Annotated in this window: 14 protein-coding genes; 9 read left to right on the top strand and 5 right to left on the bottom strand. The window is 68.5% G+C overall.

Going from position 1 to position 13,977, the window contains the following annotated elements; translation table 11 throughout:
- Positions 1–4: 4 nt before the first annotated feature.
- Together RTY46_RS03410 and ubiH are read right to left on the bottom strand one after the other, a co-directional pair.
- A complete protein-coding gene (locus RTY46_RS03410; protein ID WP_312706675.1) occupies positions 5–1,186 on the bottom strand; it encodes a UbiH/UbiF family hydroxylase in 1,182 nt (393 codons plus the stop codon).
- Positions 1,183–2,391: a 2-octaprenyl-6-methoxyphenyl hydroxylase gene (gene ubiH, locus RTY46_RS03405; RefSeq protein ID WP_312706674.1), complete on the bottom strand. Its 1,209-nt coding sequence runs from the start codon at positions 2,389–2,391 to the stop codon at positions 1,183–1,185. Before ubiH ends, RTY46_RS03410 begins: the two co-directional genes overlap by 4 nt.
- An 89-nt stretch (positions 2,392–2,480) precedes the next feature.
- Between ubiH and RTY46_RS03400 the strand changes: the two genes are divergently transcribed.
- From RTY46_RS03400 to RTY46_RS03360, 9 genes are all read left to right on the top strand, one after another.
- A complete protein-coding gene (locus RTY46_RS03400) occupies positions 2,481–3,065 on the top strand; it encodes a hypothetical protein (RefSeq protein WP_312706673.1) in 585 nt (194 codons plus the stop codon).
- Between the two features lie 8 nt (positions 3,066–3,073).
- A complete protein-coding gene (locus RTY46_RS03395) occupies positions 3,074–3,628 on the top strand; it encodes a cob(I)yrinic acid a,c-diamide adenosyltransferase (protein WP_108767803.1) in 555 nt (184 codons plus the stop codon).
- Between the two features lie 6 nt (positions 3,629–3,634).
- Positions 3,635–4,573: a histone deacetylase family protein gene (locus tag RTY46_RS03390; protein ID WP_312706672.1), complete on the top strand. Its 939-nt coding sequence runs from the start codon at positions 3,635–3,637 to the stop codon at positions 4,571–4,573.
- A gap of 89 nt (positions 4,574–4,662) precedes the next feature.
- Positions 4,663–7,110: an LPS-assembly protein LptD gene (lptD, locus tag RTY46_RS03385; protein ID WP_312706671.1), complete on the top strand. Its 2,448-nt coding sequence runs from the start codon at positions 4,663–4,665 to the stop codon at positions 7,108–7,110.
- Positions 7,107–8,450: a peptidylprolyl isomerase gene (locus RTY46_RS03380; protein WP_312706670.1), complete on the top strand. Its 1,344-nt coding sequence runs from the start codon at positions 7,107–7,109 to the stop codon at positions 8,448–8,450. The genes lptD and RTY46_RS03380 overlap by 4 nt, the downstream gene beginning before the upstream one ends.
- A gap of 3 nt (positions 8,451–8,453) precedes the next feature.
- The gene (gene pdxA, locus RTY46_RS03375; RefSeq protein WP_312706669.1) at positions 8,454–9,434 is read left to right on the top strand and encodes a 4-hydroxythreonine-4-phosphate dehydrogenase PdxA; all 981 of its coding nucleotides are present in this window, start codon (positions 8,454–8,456) and stop codon (positions 9,432–9,434) included.
- On the top strand, positions 9,431–10,234 hold the full coding sequence (gene rsmA / locus RTY46_RS03370) for a 16S rRNA (adenine(1518)-N(6)/adenine(1519)-N(6))-dimethyltransferase RsmA (RefSeq protein ID WP_312706668.1): 804 nt from the start codon (positions 9,431–9,433) through the stop codon (positions 10,232–10,234). The genes pdxA and rsmA overlap by 4 nt, the downstream gene beginning before the upstream one ends.
- A gap of 13 nt (positions 10,235–10,247) precedes the next feature.
- Positions 10,248–10,631: a Co2+/Mg2+ efflux protein ApaG gene (apaG, locus tag RTY46_RS03365; protein WP_108748588.1), complete on the top strand. Its 384-nt coding sequence runs from the start codon at positions 10,248–10,250 to the stop codon at positions 10,629–10,631.
- A 15-nt stretch (positions 10,632–10,646) separates the two neighbouring features.
- Positions 10,647–11,645 (top strand): symmetrical bis(5'-nucleosyl)-tetraphosphatase, encoded by a 999-nt coding sequence (locus RTY46_RS03360; protein WP_312706667.1) that lies wholly within the window; start codon positions 10,647–10,649, stop codon positions 11,643–11,645.
- 119 nt (positions 11,646–11,764) lie between these two features.
- On the opposite strand, the gene RTY46_RS03355 is transcribed toward RTY46_RS03360, so the two are convergent.
- From RTY46_RS03355 to lgt, 3 genes are read right to left on the bottom strand one after another with little or no spacing between them, the layout of a single operon-like run.
- Complete coding sequence (locus RTY46_RS03355) at positions 11,765–12,256, bottom strand: dihydrofolate reductase (RefSeq protein ID WP_312706666.1); 492 nt, start codon at positions 12,254–12,256, stop codon at positions 11,765–11,767.
- Positions 12,257–12,261: 5 nt separating this feature from the next.
- Positions 12,262–13,056 carry a thymidylate synthase gene (locus tag RTY46_RS03350; protein WP_312706665.1) on the bottom strand — a complete coding sequence of 265 codons (795 nt, stop codon included), beginning with the start codon at positions 13,054–13,056 and terminating at the stop codon, positions 12,262–12,264.
- Positions 13,053–13,940, bottom strand: a complete 888-nt coding sequence (gene lgt / locus RTY46_RS03345) for a prolipoprotein diacylglyceryl transferase (RefSeq protein WP_312706664.1) — start codon at positions 13,938–13,940, stop codon at positions 13,053–13,055. Before lgt ends, RTY46_RS03350 begins: the two co-directional genes overlap by 4 nt.
- Positions 13,941–13,977 lie beyond the last annotated feature (37 nt).

Below are 13,977 nucleotides of genomic sequence, written 5' to 3'. Positions count from 1 at the left end.
CGGGTTACACGCCGGCGGCGCGCTTCCAGAACGCCTGCACCAGGGGCGGCCACTTGCCCACGCAACCCAGCGCGCGGCCGCGGGCCAGGGTCAGGTGCATTTCGTCGTTGGAGAACAGCCGGTTGATCGCATCGAAGCTGTAGGCGGCAATCTGGTTATCGCTGCGGCGTTCGCGGGCCCAGCGCTGCAGGCGCTGCGGCGACAGGCGCGGCTGGCCACGGCGTTCGGCCGACGGCGCCAGCCACTGCTGCAGGGCGGCGACATCGCGCAGCCCCAGGTTCACGCCCTGCCCGGCCAGCGGGTGCACCACGTGCGCGGCATCGCCCAGCGCCAGCACACGACCGGCCACGTAATGGCGGGCCAACTGCCGGCGCAGCGGGAACGCCGCGCGCGGCGAGGCCAGGCGCAGTTCGCCCAGGCGCGCGGCGAACGCACGGGTCAGTTCGCGGTTGAAGGCGGCTTCGTCCAAGGCCAGCACACGTGCGGCCTCGTCCTCGGGCAGGGTCCATACGATCGAGCTGCGGCGCTCGGCCACGGGCAGCAGCGCCAGTGGCCCGGTGGGCAGGAAGCGCTGCCAGGCCGTGGCCTGGTTGGGCAGATCGCTGTCCACATAGGCCACCACGCCGCGCTGGTGGTAGTCGTGCGATTCGACATCGATGCCGGCCAGACGACGCAAGGTCGACTCGGCGCCATCGGCTGCCACCGCCAGCGCCGCCTCCAGCCTGCGTCCATCGTCCAGCCGCAGGCGCACGCCGTCTTCGTCCTGCTCCAGCGCGTCCACCCGCGCCGGGCAGTGCACCTGCACACCCGCCGCCGGCAACGCTGCCCACAGGCGGTCCTGCAGCAAGCCGTTTTCAACGATGAAGCCCAGCTCGCGTCGACCGAAGCGGTCTGCATCGAACAGCAGGTCATCACCGCCGGCCGCATCCCACACCTGCATGCGCCGGTACGGCCAGGCACGGGCCTGCGCGATGGCCGGCCAGACGCCCAGGCGCTGCAGCAGCTGCACATTGTCGGCAGCAAACGCGAACACCCGCAGATCCGGCTGCGCGGCCTGCCAAGCCGCCGGCTCGCGGCCTTCCACCAGGGCCACCGACAGACCGGCATCGGCCAGCGCCAGGGCGCAGGTGGCACCCACCACGCCGCCGCCGACCACCACCACATCCAGACGCATGCGCCGGCTCATGCGGCCTCCCCACGGCACAGGCGCGGCACGTCGCCGCGGAAACCCATTGCCCCGCCGACCAGCATCGACTGCACCGACGCGCGTTGCGCAGCGACCAGGCCCAGGCTGCGCAGCGGCCGCAGCAGCGGCGCCGGGTTGCTGGTCAGCCGGGCCAGTCCACCGGAGAACGCCACCGTCTGCCGGCGGTCCTCTTCGCGGCGGGCCACGTAGGCCTGCAGCAGGCCATCGCTGCCGGCATCCCCGCCCGCGTCTTCCAGCAGCTCGGCCAGGGTCAGCGCATCGCGCAGGCCCAGGTTGAAACCCTGCGCCCCCAGCGGATGGATGGTCTGCGCTGCATTGCCCAGCAGCACCGTGCGCTGCCCGGCCAGCGCGCGCGCCAGCACCTGCACCAGCGGGTAGGCACTGCGCGGACCGGATTCAAGCAGGCGCCCGGCGCGCCAGCCCAGCGCGCTCTGCAGGCGCTGCAGCCAGGCGGCATCGTCCAGCGCCATCACCGCCTCGGCCTGGTCACGGGCCACGCCGTGCACGCAGCCGAAGTGACGGTCACCGCGCGGCAGCAGCGCGGTCGGGCCGGTGTCGGTGAAACGCTCCCAGGCACTGCCATCGGGCGCGCGCTGGCTGCGCACGCGTGCGACGAACAGGGTCTGCAGGAAATCATGGCGGTCGACCTCGATGCCGAGCGCCTCGCGCACGCCGCTGGCGGTACCGTCGGCACCGACCACCAGCCGCGCCTGCAGCACGCGCTCGCCGCTCTCGTCGGCCACGCGCACCTGGCGATGGCCGTCGATCACCTCGCCCAGGCCAAGGAAACGCATCGGCCGATAACGGTGCAGGCGCGGCAGTTCCTGCAGGCGTGCTTCCAGCGCCTGGCCGAAATCGCGGGCCACCACCACCTGGCCGAACCAGGGCCGGTCGTAGTCGGCCGCGTCGAGCTGGACCCGGCCGAAATCCCCGGCGCGGCTGACATGGATGCGCCGGATCGGGCCGGGCGCCATCGCCAGCTTCTGCATCACCCCCAGCGCGGTCAGCGCATTGACGGTGGCGGCGGCGAAGCTGAGGTTGCGCTGGTCGAACACCGCCGGCAGTTCGCCGGCCGGGCTGGCCTCGAGCAGGCCCACGTCCAGGCCCAGCCGGTCCAGGGCGATGGCCAGGCTGGCTCCCACCAGACCGCCACCGACGATCAGCACGTCATGTCGTTCACTCATGAGCCAATGATACGCGCTCGCCGCCGGGCCCTGCGCCAACCCGCGCGGCGGGCTAGAATGAAAGCTGAATCCGCTCCGGGCCCGCTGCCATGTCCGACACCGCCAACCGCGCCTTTGTCCTCTCCGTGCTTGTGCTGTTGCTGGCGGCGACCCGGGTCAACCACTTCGCGGCCATCCCCGATGCATCCTGGGCGGTGTTCTTCATCGGTGGCTTCTACCTGGCGCGCTGGACGCGCTGGGCATTCCCGCTGCTGATGGTCTTCGCCGTGCTGGTGGACTGGATCGTGATCCGCAGCAGCGGCCTGGATTTCTGGCAGCACTACTGCGTCTCGCCGGGTTACTGGCTGCTGCTGCCGGCGTACTTCTCGCTGTGGGCCGGCGGCCTGCTGCTGGGCCGCAACTACCACGGCGCGCACTGGTTGACGCTGGGCAAGGGTGCCCTGCTGCTGGTGGCCTCGGTGGCGCTGTGCCACCTGCTCGCACAGGGCGGCTTCTACTGGACCACCCGCAACGTGGCCGAGCCGACCGTGGCCGGCTGGGCGCAGAACTACGCGCAGTGGTTCGGCCCCTACCTGCGCACCACGGCCATCTACGTGACGCTGGCCGCGGCCCTGCAGCTGGCGGTCGAGCAGGTGCTGAAGCTGCAGCAGGCCCGCCGCGACATCCAGCACTGAGAAATCGCATGGGCCATCGTCTTTCGCGCATCTACACCCGCACCGGCGACGACGGCAGCACCGGTCTGGGCGACGGCAGCCGGGTCGGCAAGGACGACCTGCGCGTGGCCTCGTACGGCACGGTGGATGAAGCCAATGCCGCCCTTGGCCTGCTGCTGGCCACGGCGCTGCCCGACGACGTGCGGGCGCTGGTGGTCCACCTGCAGCACCAGTTGTTCGACCTTGGCGCCGAGCTGTGCGTGCCGGGCCATGCCGCCATCCACGCCGCCGACATCTCGGCGCTGGAGCAGCAGCTGGATCATTACAACGCCGACCTGCCGATGCTGAAGGAATTCATCCTGCCGGCCGGTGGCGAAGCCGCCGCGCGCTGCCACCTGGCACGCACCATCGTGCGCCGGGCCGAGCGCGAGACCGTGGCCCTGGCGCGGGTGGAAAGCGTGCGCAGCGAAGCCCTGCAGTACCTCAACCGGCTGTCGGACCTGCTGTTCGTGCTGTCGCGGGTGCTGGCCCGTGCCGATGGCCACGGCGAGGCGCTGTGGCAGCCGCAGCACCGGCAGCGCTGACCGCCGATGCTGGTCTATACCCACCCCGCCTGCCTGCTGCACGACCCCGGCCCCGGCCATCCCGAATGCCCGCAGCGGCTGCAGGTGGTGCTCGATGCCCTGCGGCAGGCCTTTCCCGGCCAGCTGGACTGGCAACAGGCCACGCCGGCCAAGTTCGGCGAGCTGAGCCGGGTGCACGACAGCGCCCTGCTCGACTTCGTCCTGCAGCCGCAGACCGCGCCGCTGCGCCAGCTGGACATGGACACCTGGACCTCGCCCGGTTCGGCCAGCGCCGCCGTGCACGCCGCCGGTGCCGGCGTGGCTGCGGTGGACGCGGTGATGCTGGGCGATGACCCGCTGGCGTTCTGCGCGGTGCGCCCGCCGGGCCACCATGCCACCAGCAGTACGGCCATGGGCTTCTGCCTGCTCAACAACATCGCCATCGCCGCCGCCTACGCGCGCGACCGCCACGGGCTGGAACGGATTGCCGTGGTCGACTTCGACGTGCACCACGGCAACGGCACCCAGGACATCTTCCAGCATGACGCGCGGGTGTCGTACTACAGCACCCACCAGGCTGGCCTGTTCCCCAACTCGGGCCTGCGCCGCGACCGTGGCGCCGGCAACCTGATGAACATCCTGCTGCCGCCGGGTAGCGGTGGCTTCCGCTTCCGCAACGTCTGGGCCGACGAGATGCTGCCGGCCATTGACGACTTCCGCCCGCAGCTGCTGTTGATTTCGGCCGGTTTCGATGCCCATCTGCGCGATCCGCAGGCCGACCTGATGCTGGAAACCGAAGATTTCGCCTGGATCACCAGCGAGCTGCACGCCCTGGCGCGGCGCCATGCGGCCGGCCGCGTGGTCTCCATGCTGGAAGGCGGCTACGACCTGCAGGCCCTTGCCGAGTGCACCGTGGCCCATGTGCAGGCCCTGCTGCAGGGCACCGGCGCGACCGGCCCAGGATGAACCCGAACCGGCACTGTCCAGACGCCTTCATTGCCCCTATGCAAGGGATGGGGCAATCTACCGTCCGTTTTCGCCCGAATCCGAACCGCGTGCGCCGAGCCCTCCGCCTGCTTCCCCTGCCCCTGAGCATCGCTGTCTGCCTGCCGGCGATGGCCGATGACAAGCCGCTCAACTGGGGCCTGTGCCCGGCCACCGAAGTCATTCCCGCCTTCACCGATGCCCCCACCCCGGTGCCGGGGCAGGACGCGGCCGCCGCCAGTGCCCAGCGCGAGCAGCAGCCCACCGACATCGAGGGTGACCAGCTGCTGGGCACCACCACCGTGCCGCAGTACCAGGGCAACGTGGCCCTGCGCCGCGGCGACCAGTTCGTGGGCACCGACAAGCTCAGCTTCGATACCGACACCGGCAACTACATCGCCGACGGCAACGTGCGCTACCAGGATTCGTCGATCCGCATGGTGGCCAAGCGCGCCGAGGGCAACCAGGAAAGCGATACCCACAAGATCACCGACATCCAGTACCAGCTGGTGTCGCGCCGCGGCAACGGCGAAGCCGAATCGGTCGACCTGCAGGGCGCCGTGGGCCAGATGCACCGCTCCACCTACACCACCTGCGATCCCTCGCAGCCGGTGTGGAAGCTGACCGCGCCACAGATCGACGTGGACAACGACGAGGGCTTCGGTACCGCCCGCAATGCCGTGCTGCGCATCGGCAAGGTGCCGGTGCTGTGGGCGCCGTACTTCAAGTTCCCGATCGACGACCGCCGCAAGACCGGCCTTCTGTTCCCGCAGCTGGGCATGTCCGGCCGCAACGGCTTCGATTACACCCAGCCGATCTACCTGAACCTGGCGCCGAACTACGACGACACCCTGATGCCGCGCTACATGAGCCAGCGCGGCCTGATGCTGGACAACGAGTTCCGCTATCTCTACAACGGCGGGCGCGGCGAGCTGCTGACCGCTTACATCCCCAACGACAAGCTGCGCGACCGCGACCGTGGCCGGGTGATGTTCAGTGGTTACCACAACGTGGACAGCCACTGGCAGGCCCGTGCCAACCTGGCCTGGGTGAGCGACGAACGCTACGTGGAGGATTTCTCCAACCGCCTGCTGGGCGTGACAGCGTCGAACCTGCAGAGCACCATCGGCCTGTACGGCACCGGCAAGAACTGGACGGCCGGCATCATGGCCGACCGCTGGCAGCTGACCGACTACACCCTGACCGAGCGGGCGCTGGCCTACAACCGCCAGCCGCGGGTGTACTTCACCTGGGACAAGCCGCTGCTGCCGTGGCTGGAAACCGGCGTCTACGCCGAAGCAGTGCGCTTCACCCACGATGACATCAACGAGAAGGTGGTCGATGCCGAGGGCGAATACGTGCGCAACGGCACGGTCACCCGCATGTATGGCGGTTCGCGCCTGGACGTGAAACCCTACGTCTCGTTCCCGTTCAGCGGCGCGGCCTGGTATGTCACGCCCACCCTGGCCTACCGCTATACCGCCTACCAGCTGGACCGCGGGCTGGCCGACGACATCCGCAGGACCGTGCTGACCTCGCAGGGCGTGGACGTGACCACGGCCAGCGCCGAGCAGCTGCGCGGCAACACCTCGCCCAGCCGCGCGCTGCCGATCGCCAGCCTGGACGCCGGCCTGTTCTTCGACCGCGAAACCACCATCGGTGGCAAGTCGTTCCTGCACACCCTGGAGCCGCGCCTGTTCTACCTGCGCACGCCCTACCGCAACCAGGACGACCTGCCGCTGTTCGACACCCGTGACTTCACCTTCAGCTGGGGCCAGCTGTTCCGCGATTCGCGCTATACCGGCGCCGACCGCCAGAACGATGCCAACCAGCTGACCATGGCGCTGGGTACCCGCTTCATCGACCAGACCACCGGCAGGGAACGGTTCTCGGCCAGCATCGGCCAGATCCAGTACTTCGACGAGTCGCGGGTGACCACCACGCCGGGCGGCGCACCGGTGGAAAAGGGCAAGTCCGCCTGGATTGCCGACGCCAACTACATGGTGAACGACCGCTGGACCCTGAGCGCCACCTACCAGTGGGACCCCAAGTACAAGCGTGAGGACCTGGCCAGCTTCCGCGCCCGTTACCTGATGTCCAACGATGGCGTGGTCAACCTGACCTACCGCCACCGCATCAACCCCGATGGCACCGACCTGCTGAAGCAGGCCGACCTGTCGTTCCTGTACCCGCTGAATGCGCGCTGGAGCCTGGTTGGCCGCTATTACTACTCGCTGGAAGACAAGGCCCCGCTGGAAATCATCGGCGGCGTGCAGTGGGACAGCTGCTGCCTGGCCGTGCGCGCCGTGGCCCGTCGTTACGTGCGCAACCGCGAAGGCGACCTGAACAATTCCATCCAGGTCGAGTTCGTGCTGAAGGGCCTGAGCTCGCTGGGCCAGGACACGGACCGTACCCTGCGCCGTGCTATCCTCGGGTACAACCGCGACGACCTTTATCTGGTGCCGCCCAGCAATACCGGGGTGACCCGGGACGACTACGATCCGAATCTGATCCCATGACCAAGCGCTTCCCCGTTCTTCTCGCCTCGCTGCTGGCGGTGTCCAGCGTGTCCGCCCCCCTGCAGGTCATCGCGCAGGAGGCCCAGCCGCTGGACCGCATTGCGGCGATCGTCGACGAGGACGTGGTCCTGCAGAGTGAACTGCAGCGCGCCATCGCCAACATCAAGGCCCAGTACGCCGGCCGCGAGAACCAGCTGCCGCCGGACGACGTGCTCAGCCGCCAGGTGCTGGAGCGCTTGGTGCTGGTGAAGCTGCAGGTGGCCCGCGCCCAGGGCAGCGGCATCCGTGTCAGCGACCAGGAACTGAACCAGGCGATGAACTCCATCGCCCAGCAGAACGGTTCCAACCTGGACGCCCTGCGCCAGCGCCTGGCCCATGACGGCATCGATTTCGAGGACTTCCGCTCCTCGGTGCGCGATGAAATCACCGTGCAGCGCCTGCGCCAGAGCTTCGCCCAGAGCCGCATCAGCGTGAGCGAGGGTGAAGTGGATGCCGCGCTGAAGCAGCAGGCCACCGCCGGCAACCAGTACCACCTGGCGCATATCCTCATTGCCCTGCCCGACGGTGCCAACGCCGACCAGATCGCCACCGGCCAGAAGAAGGCCGACGGCGTGAAGACCCTGCTGGACAAGGGCGAGCTGGACTTCAACGCCGCTGCCGTGCGCTATTCCGACAGCCCCAACGCGCTGGAAGGCGGCGACCTGGGCTGGCGCACGCTGGACGAAATCCCGGCGGCGTTCGCGCAGATGATGCAGCAGATGAAGGCGGGTGACGTGGTTGGCCCGATCCGCGGCCCCAGCGGCTTCCAGCTGCTGAAGCTGGTGGAAGTGCGCGACGCCAATGCCGCCGCCGGTGCCCACACCGTCACCGAGTACCACGCCCGCCATATCCTGGTGCGCGTGGACGACAACCAGACCGATGCCGCGGCCAAGGCCAAGATCGACACGCTGCGGGCCCGCGTGGTCGGCGGTAGCGATTTCGAGCAGGTCGCCAAGGAATCGTCGGAAGACAACAACAGCAAGGGCCAGGGCGGCGATCTGGGCTGGTTCCCGGCCGATGCCTTCGGTCCGGCCTTCGGCCAGCAGGTGGAAGGCATCCAGGATGGCGGCGTCAGCCAGCCGTTCCGTACCGATGCCGGCTGGCATATCGTGCAGCGCGTCGCGACCCGCCAGACCGATGTGACCAGCGACAACCAGCGTGCCCAGGTGCGTGAGACCATCGGCCGCCGCAAGCTGGAAGAGGAATACAACCGCTTCCTGCAGGAACTGCGTGGCGAAGCCTACGTCAGCTTCCGCAGCGGCGACCGGGCGGAAAACACCGCCACCCCGCCGCAGTCCTGACCCATGCGCCCCGAGCTCGCGCTGGTACCGGGCGAGCCCGCCGGGATCGGTCCGGAACTGTGTGTCCGCCTGGTACAGCAGCCGCGCGATGATTGCCGGCTGCTGGCCTTCGCCGACCCGGACACCCTGCGCGCGGCCGCTGCCGCGCTGAACCTGCCCCTGCAACTGCTGCCGGAAGCGGCGCAAGCACGGCTGCCCGGCGATCTGCGCCTGCGCGCGGTGGCCAATGCCGTGCCCAGCCGCTTCGGCCAGGCCGATCCGGCCAATGCCAGTGCCGTCATCGGTGCCCTGCTCGGCGCCGGCCAGGCCTGCCTGTCCGGTGAACTGCACGGCGTGGTCACCGGCCCGGTGCACAAGGCCGTCATCAACGAAGGCGGCATCGCCTACAGCGGCACCACCGAACTGCTGGCCGACCAGGCCGGGGTGAAGGTGGTGATGATGCTGGCCAACCACATCGTGCGCGTGGCCCTGGCCACCACCCATCTGCCACTGCGCGAGGTGGCCGATGCGATCACCGCGCCCGGCCTGGAGCACACCCTGCGCACCGTGCATGCTGCGTTGCGCCGCGAATTCGGCCTGGGCGCACCGCGCATCGCCGTGCTGGGCCTGAACCCGCATGCCGGCGAAGACGGCCACCTGGGCCGCGAGGAACTGGACCTGGTCATTCCGCTGCTGCAGCGCCTGCGCGCCGAAGGCATGGATCTGGTCGGACCACTGCCGGCCGACACCGCCTTCCTGCCGGCCAAGCTGGCCGGGTTCGACACCGTGCTGGCCATGTACCACGACCAGGGCCTGCCGGTGCTGAAGTATTCGGGCTTCGAACAGGCCGTGAACCTGACCCTGGGCCTGCCCTACCCGCGCGTGGCGGTCGACCATGGCACGGCACTGGACCTGGCCGGACGCGGCATTGCCGATCCTTCCAGCCTGCAGGCTGCCACTGCCCTGTGTGCGCAATTGGCCCGGCAACGTACACTGAGCGCATGAATTCCCCGCATTCCCCCTCCGGCCCGGTGTTCACCGCCCCGGCCAAGAAGCAGCTTGGGCAGCATTTCCTGGCCGACCGCCACTACATCGACAAGATCGTGATGGCGGTCAACCCCAAGGATGGTGACCGCCTGGTCGAGATCGGCCCGGGCCAGGGCGCGATCACCCTGCCGCTGCTGCGTGTCCACCCGAAGCTGACCGTGATCGAATTCGACCGCGACCTGATCGCGCCGCTTACCGCGGCCGCCGAACCGCTGGGCGAGCTGACCATCGTCCACCGCGACGTGCTGCGCGTGGATTTCACCGAACTGGCCGCCGACCAGCCGATCCGCCTGGTCGGCAACCTGCCCTACAACATCTCCTCGCCCATCCTGTTCCATGCGCTGGAACATGCCACGGTCATCCGCGACATGCATTTCATGCTGCAGAAGGAAGTGGTCGACCGCATGGCCGCCGGCCCGGGCAGCAAGGTCTACGGCCGCCTGAGCGTGATGCTGCAGGCGTACTGCCAGGTCACCTCGCTGTTCGTGGTGCCGCCGGGTGCGTTCCGGCCGCCGCCGAAGGTCGATTCGGCCGTGGTGCGGCTGGTGCCGCGCGATCCGGCCACGATCGCCATCCACGATCACGCGCGCTTTGCAGAAGTCGTCAAGGCCGCCTTTGGCCAGCGCCGCAAGACCCTGCGCAACGCGTTGAACAAGGTGGTGACCGCCGAACAGTTCACCGCTGCCGGTGTGCGCCCCGATGCCCGTGCCGAACAGCTGGATGTGGCTGAATTCATCGCTTTGGCCAATGCCACCTGATTACACTGCCGGTATGGAAGACGCTGACGTTTACGCCATCTCCGTTGAAGTTGCCCCGCGCTTCCTCGACGACCAATCCGCGCCGGAAGACGGGCGCTATGCGTTCGCCTACACGATCCGCATCCGCAACCGCGGCCGCGTGGCCGCCCGCCTGGTCGCGCGCCACTGGCGCATCACCGACGCAAACGGTCGCGTCGAGCATGTCGATGGCGATGGCGTGATCGGCGAACAGCCGCGCCTGCGGCCCGGTGAAGACTTCCACTACACCTCGGGTGTCATGCTGGGCACCGACCACGGGACCATGCAGGGCCACTACGACATGGTTGCCGACGATGGCACTGAATTTGCCGCGCCGGTCGCACCTTTCGTGCTGGCCATCCCGCGTACCCTGCACTGACACGGAGGCCGGACGATGAGTGTGTGGGCGATCGGCGACCTGCAGGGCTGCTACGACGTGACCCAGCGCCTGCTGGAAAAGATCCGCTTCGACCCGGCGCAGGACACCCTGTGGTTCTGCGGCGACCTGGTCAACCGCGGCGGGCAGTCGCTGGAAACCCTGCGCCTGGTGCATTCGCTGCGCGAACACAGCGTGGTGGTGCTGGGCAACCATGATCTTTCGCTGCTGGCCGTGGGCGCCCGCACCGAAGAGGAACAGCGCAAGGTCAACCCGGACCTGCTGCGCATCGTGCAGGCCGAAGACCGCGACGAGCTGCTGGAGTGGCTGCGCCTGCAGAAGCTGGTGCACGTGGACCGCGAGCTGGGCTGGATGATGGTGCATGCCGGCCTGGCGCCGAAATGGACCACGCAGATGGCCGAGAAGCACGCCGCCGAAGTGGAAGTGCAGCTGCACGGTGCCGGCTACCGCAAGCTGTTCCGCAACATGTACGGCGACAAGCCCAGCTGGGCACCGAACCTGGCCGGCTATGACCGCTCGCGCGCGATCATCAACGTGCTCACCCGCATGCGCTACTGCACCCCGCGCGGGCGCATCGGCATTGAAGACAAGGGCACGCCCGGCACCCAGGAACAGGGGCTGTATCCCTGGTTCGAAGTCCCCGGCCGGGTCGAGCGTGACCTGAAGGTCGTGTGCGGCCACTGGTCGGCGCTGGGCCTGACCATCACCCAAGGCGTGCACGCCATCGACACCGGTGCGGTGTGGGGCGGCAAGCTGACCGCCCTGCAGCTGGATACCGACGAACTGCGCGTGGTGCAGGTGCCGGGCCGTGATGTGCCGGCGCCAGTCGCCAACGCACGGCCGCCGGCGCGCCCGCCGCAGCCGCGTGCGCCAGCGGTGCCGAGCAAGGAAGGCGGTAACGGCCAGCCGGCCGCTCCCGGCAACCGCGGCCCACGTCGCCGCCGCCGTCGTGGTGGTGGTGGTGGTGGTGGCAACAGCGCACCGCCGCAGGGCTGATACGTTCAACGCCGTTCTGTAGCGTCGAGCCATGCTCGACTGCCGTTGCTTTGCCGCAGTCGAGCATGGCTCGACTCTACGGACCGGGGCAGTCGACCAACGGTCGACTCTACCCGGGGTCAGCGGCGCGTGTAGTGGGCGAAGCGGAACGCGTAGGCGTGGCGCGCATCGGCCGAATGCGGCTCGCTGCTGGTTTCCTGCCAGACCGCCGGGTCGACCTCGGGGAAATGCGTGTCGGCTGGCACCTCGGCGTCCACCCAGGTCAGGTACAGATCGCTGGCCTGGTCCAGCAGTTGGCGGAAGATTTCGCCACCGCCAATGATGCACAGCTCGCTGGCGCCCTCGCCTTCGGCAATGGCCGTGGCTTCGTCCAGTGACGCCACCGCGCGCATGCCCTCGAACGGCACCTGGCCGCTGCGGGTCAGCACCAGGTTGGACCGCCCCGGCAGCACCCGGCCGATCGATTCGGCGGTCTTGCGACCCATCAGGATCGGCTTGCCCAGGGTGAGCGCCTTGAAGTGCTTGAAGTCGTCAGGCAGGTGCCAGGGCATGGCATTGCCCTGGCCGATGCCACGATTGCGGTCCAGCGCTACGACCATCGAAAGTTTCATCGCACTCACACCGCCACCGGCGCCTTGATGGCCGGGTGGGGGTCGTAGCCGTCGATGCGGATGTCGTCAAACTGGAAACCGAACAGATCGGTCACCTCGGGGTTCAGCCACAGCTTGGGCAGCGCGCGCGGTTCACGCGTCAGCTGTTCACGGGCCTGCGCGTAGTGGTTCGAATACAGATGGGCATCGCCCAGGGTATGCACGAAGTCGCCCACGCCCAGACCCGTGGCCTGCGCCACCATGTGGGTCAGCAGCGCGTAGCTGGCGATGTTGAACGGCACGCCCAGGAAGATGTCGCCGCTGCGCTGGTACAGCTGGCAGCTCAGCTTGCCGTCCACCACGTAGAACTGGAACAGGTTGTGGCACGGCATCAGCGCCATCTGCGAAAGCTCGCCCACGTTCCAGGCGCTGACCACCAGCCGGCGCGAATCGGGGTTGCGCTTGATCTCGTCCACCAGCCACTGCATCTGGTCGATCTCGCGGCCATCGGCAGTGGCCCAGCTGCGCCACTGCTTGCCGTAGACCGGGCCGAGATCGCCATTGGCGTCGGCCCACTCGTCCCAGATCCGCACCTGGTTGTCCTTCAGGTAGCCGATGTTGGTGTCGCCCTTCAGGAACCACAGCAGCTCGTGGATGATCGAGCGCAGGTGCAGCTTCTTGGTGGTGACCAGCGGGAAGCCTTCGTTCAGATCGAAGCGCATCTGCCAGCCGAACACGCTGCGGGTGCCGGTGCCGGTGCGATCGCTCTTCTCGGCGCCGTGTTCCAGTACATGCGAAAGCAGGTCCAGGTAGGCCTTCATGCCTTGCCCTCCGCCGCCACCAGCGGCTGCGGCTGCAGCACCGGCGCGCGGCGCGACAGTGCCAGCAGCACCAGGCCCAGCGCCACCAGCGGCAGGCTGAGCAGCTGGCCCTTGGTCAGCCAACCGAAGGCGATGTAGACCCCGTTGTCAGGCATGCGCACGAACTCCAGGCCGAAGCGGAAGATCCCGTACATCAGCGCGAACAGGCCCGACACCAGATAGCGGTGGCGCGGCTTGGCCGACACCAGCCACAGCACGGTGAACATCACCAGGCCTTCCAGCGCCGCTTCATACAGCTGCGAAGGATGGCGGGCGTAGGGGTTCAGCGCACCGGTGGCGAACTGTGCCTTCAGCGTGGCCGCATCCAGCTGGTTCAGCGGGGCCGGCAGCCCGGACGGGAACACCACGCCCCAGGTACCGTCGGTGTACTTGCCCCACAGCTCTGCGCCGATGAAGTTGCCCACCCGCCCCAGTGCCAGGCCGATCGGCACCAGCGGCGCCATGAAGTCGACCGTGTCGAACAGGTGCAGGCGCTGCTTGCGCGACCACCACCAGCACGCCACCACCACGCCCAGCAGGCCGCCGTGGAAGCTCATGCCACCATCCCAGACCTTGAACAGCAGCACCGGGTTGGCCAGGAAATCGCCCAGCGCGTAGAACAGCATGTAGCCGATGCGCCCGCCCAGCACCACGCCCAGCATGGCGTAGAACAGCAGGTCGGAAAAACCATTGGCATCGACGCCCGGCAGGCGACCCTGCGCGATGCGCTTGCGGCCCAGCAGCCAGGCTGCCGTGAAGCCCAGCAGGTACATGATGCCGTACCAGTGCACCTTGATCGGCCCCAGCGAAAGGGCAATGGGGTCGATATCGTGGAAATAGATCATGAAAGGTGCCTTGCGGTTGAACGCCTATTCTCGGGCC

Origin of the sequence: Stenotrophomonas sp. (assembly GCF_032056425.1) — a bacterium.
Classification (GTDB): domain Bacteria; phylum Pseudomonadota; class Gammaproteobacteria; order Xanthomonadales; family Xanthomonadaceae; genus Stenotrophomonas.
This window is presented reverse-complemented; position numbering and strand designations above follow the sequence as displayed.

Excerpts from the sequence above, each read along its gene's own strand:
- lgt (WP_312706664.1), bottom strand. The coding sequence starts at position 13,940 with ATGATCTATTTCCACGATATCGACCCCATTGCCCTTTCGCTGGGGCCG.
- RTY46_RS03390 (WP_312706672.1), top strand. The coding sequence starts at position 3,635 with ATGCTGGTCTATACCCACCCCGCCTGCCTGCTGCACGACCCCGGCCCC.
- pdxA (WP_312706669.1), top strand. The coding sequence starts at position 8,454 with ATGCGCCCCGAGCTCGCGCTGGTACCGGGCGAGCCCGCCGGGATCGGT.
- RTY46_RS03410 (WP_312706675.1), bottom strand. The coding sequence starts at position 1,186 with ATGAGCCGGCGCATGCGTCTGGATGTGGTGGTGGTCGGCGGCGGCGTG.
- RTY46_RS03360 (WP_312706667.1), top strand. The coding sequence starts at position 10,647 with ATGAGTGTGTGGGCGATCGGCGACCTGCAGGGCTGCTACGACGTGACC.
- RTY46_RS03380 (WP_312706670.1), top strand. The coding sequence starts at position 7,107 with ATGACCAAGCGCTTCCCCGTTCTTCTCGCCTCGCTGCTGGCGGTGTCC.
- RTY46_RS03400 (WP_312706673.1), top strand. The coding sequence starts at position 2,481 with ATGTCCGACACCGCCAACCGCGCCTTTGTCCTCTCCGTGCTTGTGCTG.
- ubiH (WP_312706674.1), bottom strand. The coding sequence starts at position 2,391 with ATGAGTGAACGACATGACGTGCTGATCGTCGGTGGCGGTCTGGTGGGA.
- rsmA (WP_312706668.1), top strand. The coding sequence starts at position 9,431 with ATGAATTCCCCGCATTCCCCCTCCGGCCCGGTGTTCACCGCCCCGGCC.
- RTY46_RS03355 (WP_312706666.1), bottom strand. The coding sequence starts at position 12,256 with ATGAAACTTTCGATGGTCGTAGCGCTGGACCGCAATCGTGGCATCGGC.
- RTY46_RS03395 (WP_108767803.1), top strand. The coding sequence starts at position 3,074 with ATGGGCCATCGTCTTTCGCGCATCTACACCCGCACCGGCGACGACGGC.
- RTY46_RS03350 (WP_312706665.1), bottom strand. The coding sequence starts at position 13,056 with ATGAAGGCCTACCTGGACCTGCTTTCGCATGTACTGGAACACGGCGCC.
- apaG (WP_108748588.1), top strand. The coding sequence starts at position 10,248 with ATGGAAGACGCTGACGTTTACGCCATCTCCGTTGAAGTTGCCCCGCGC.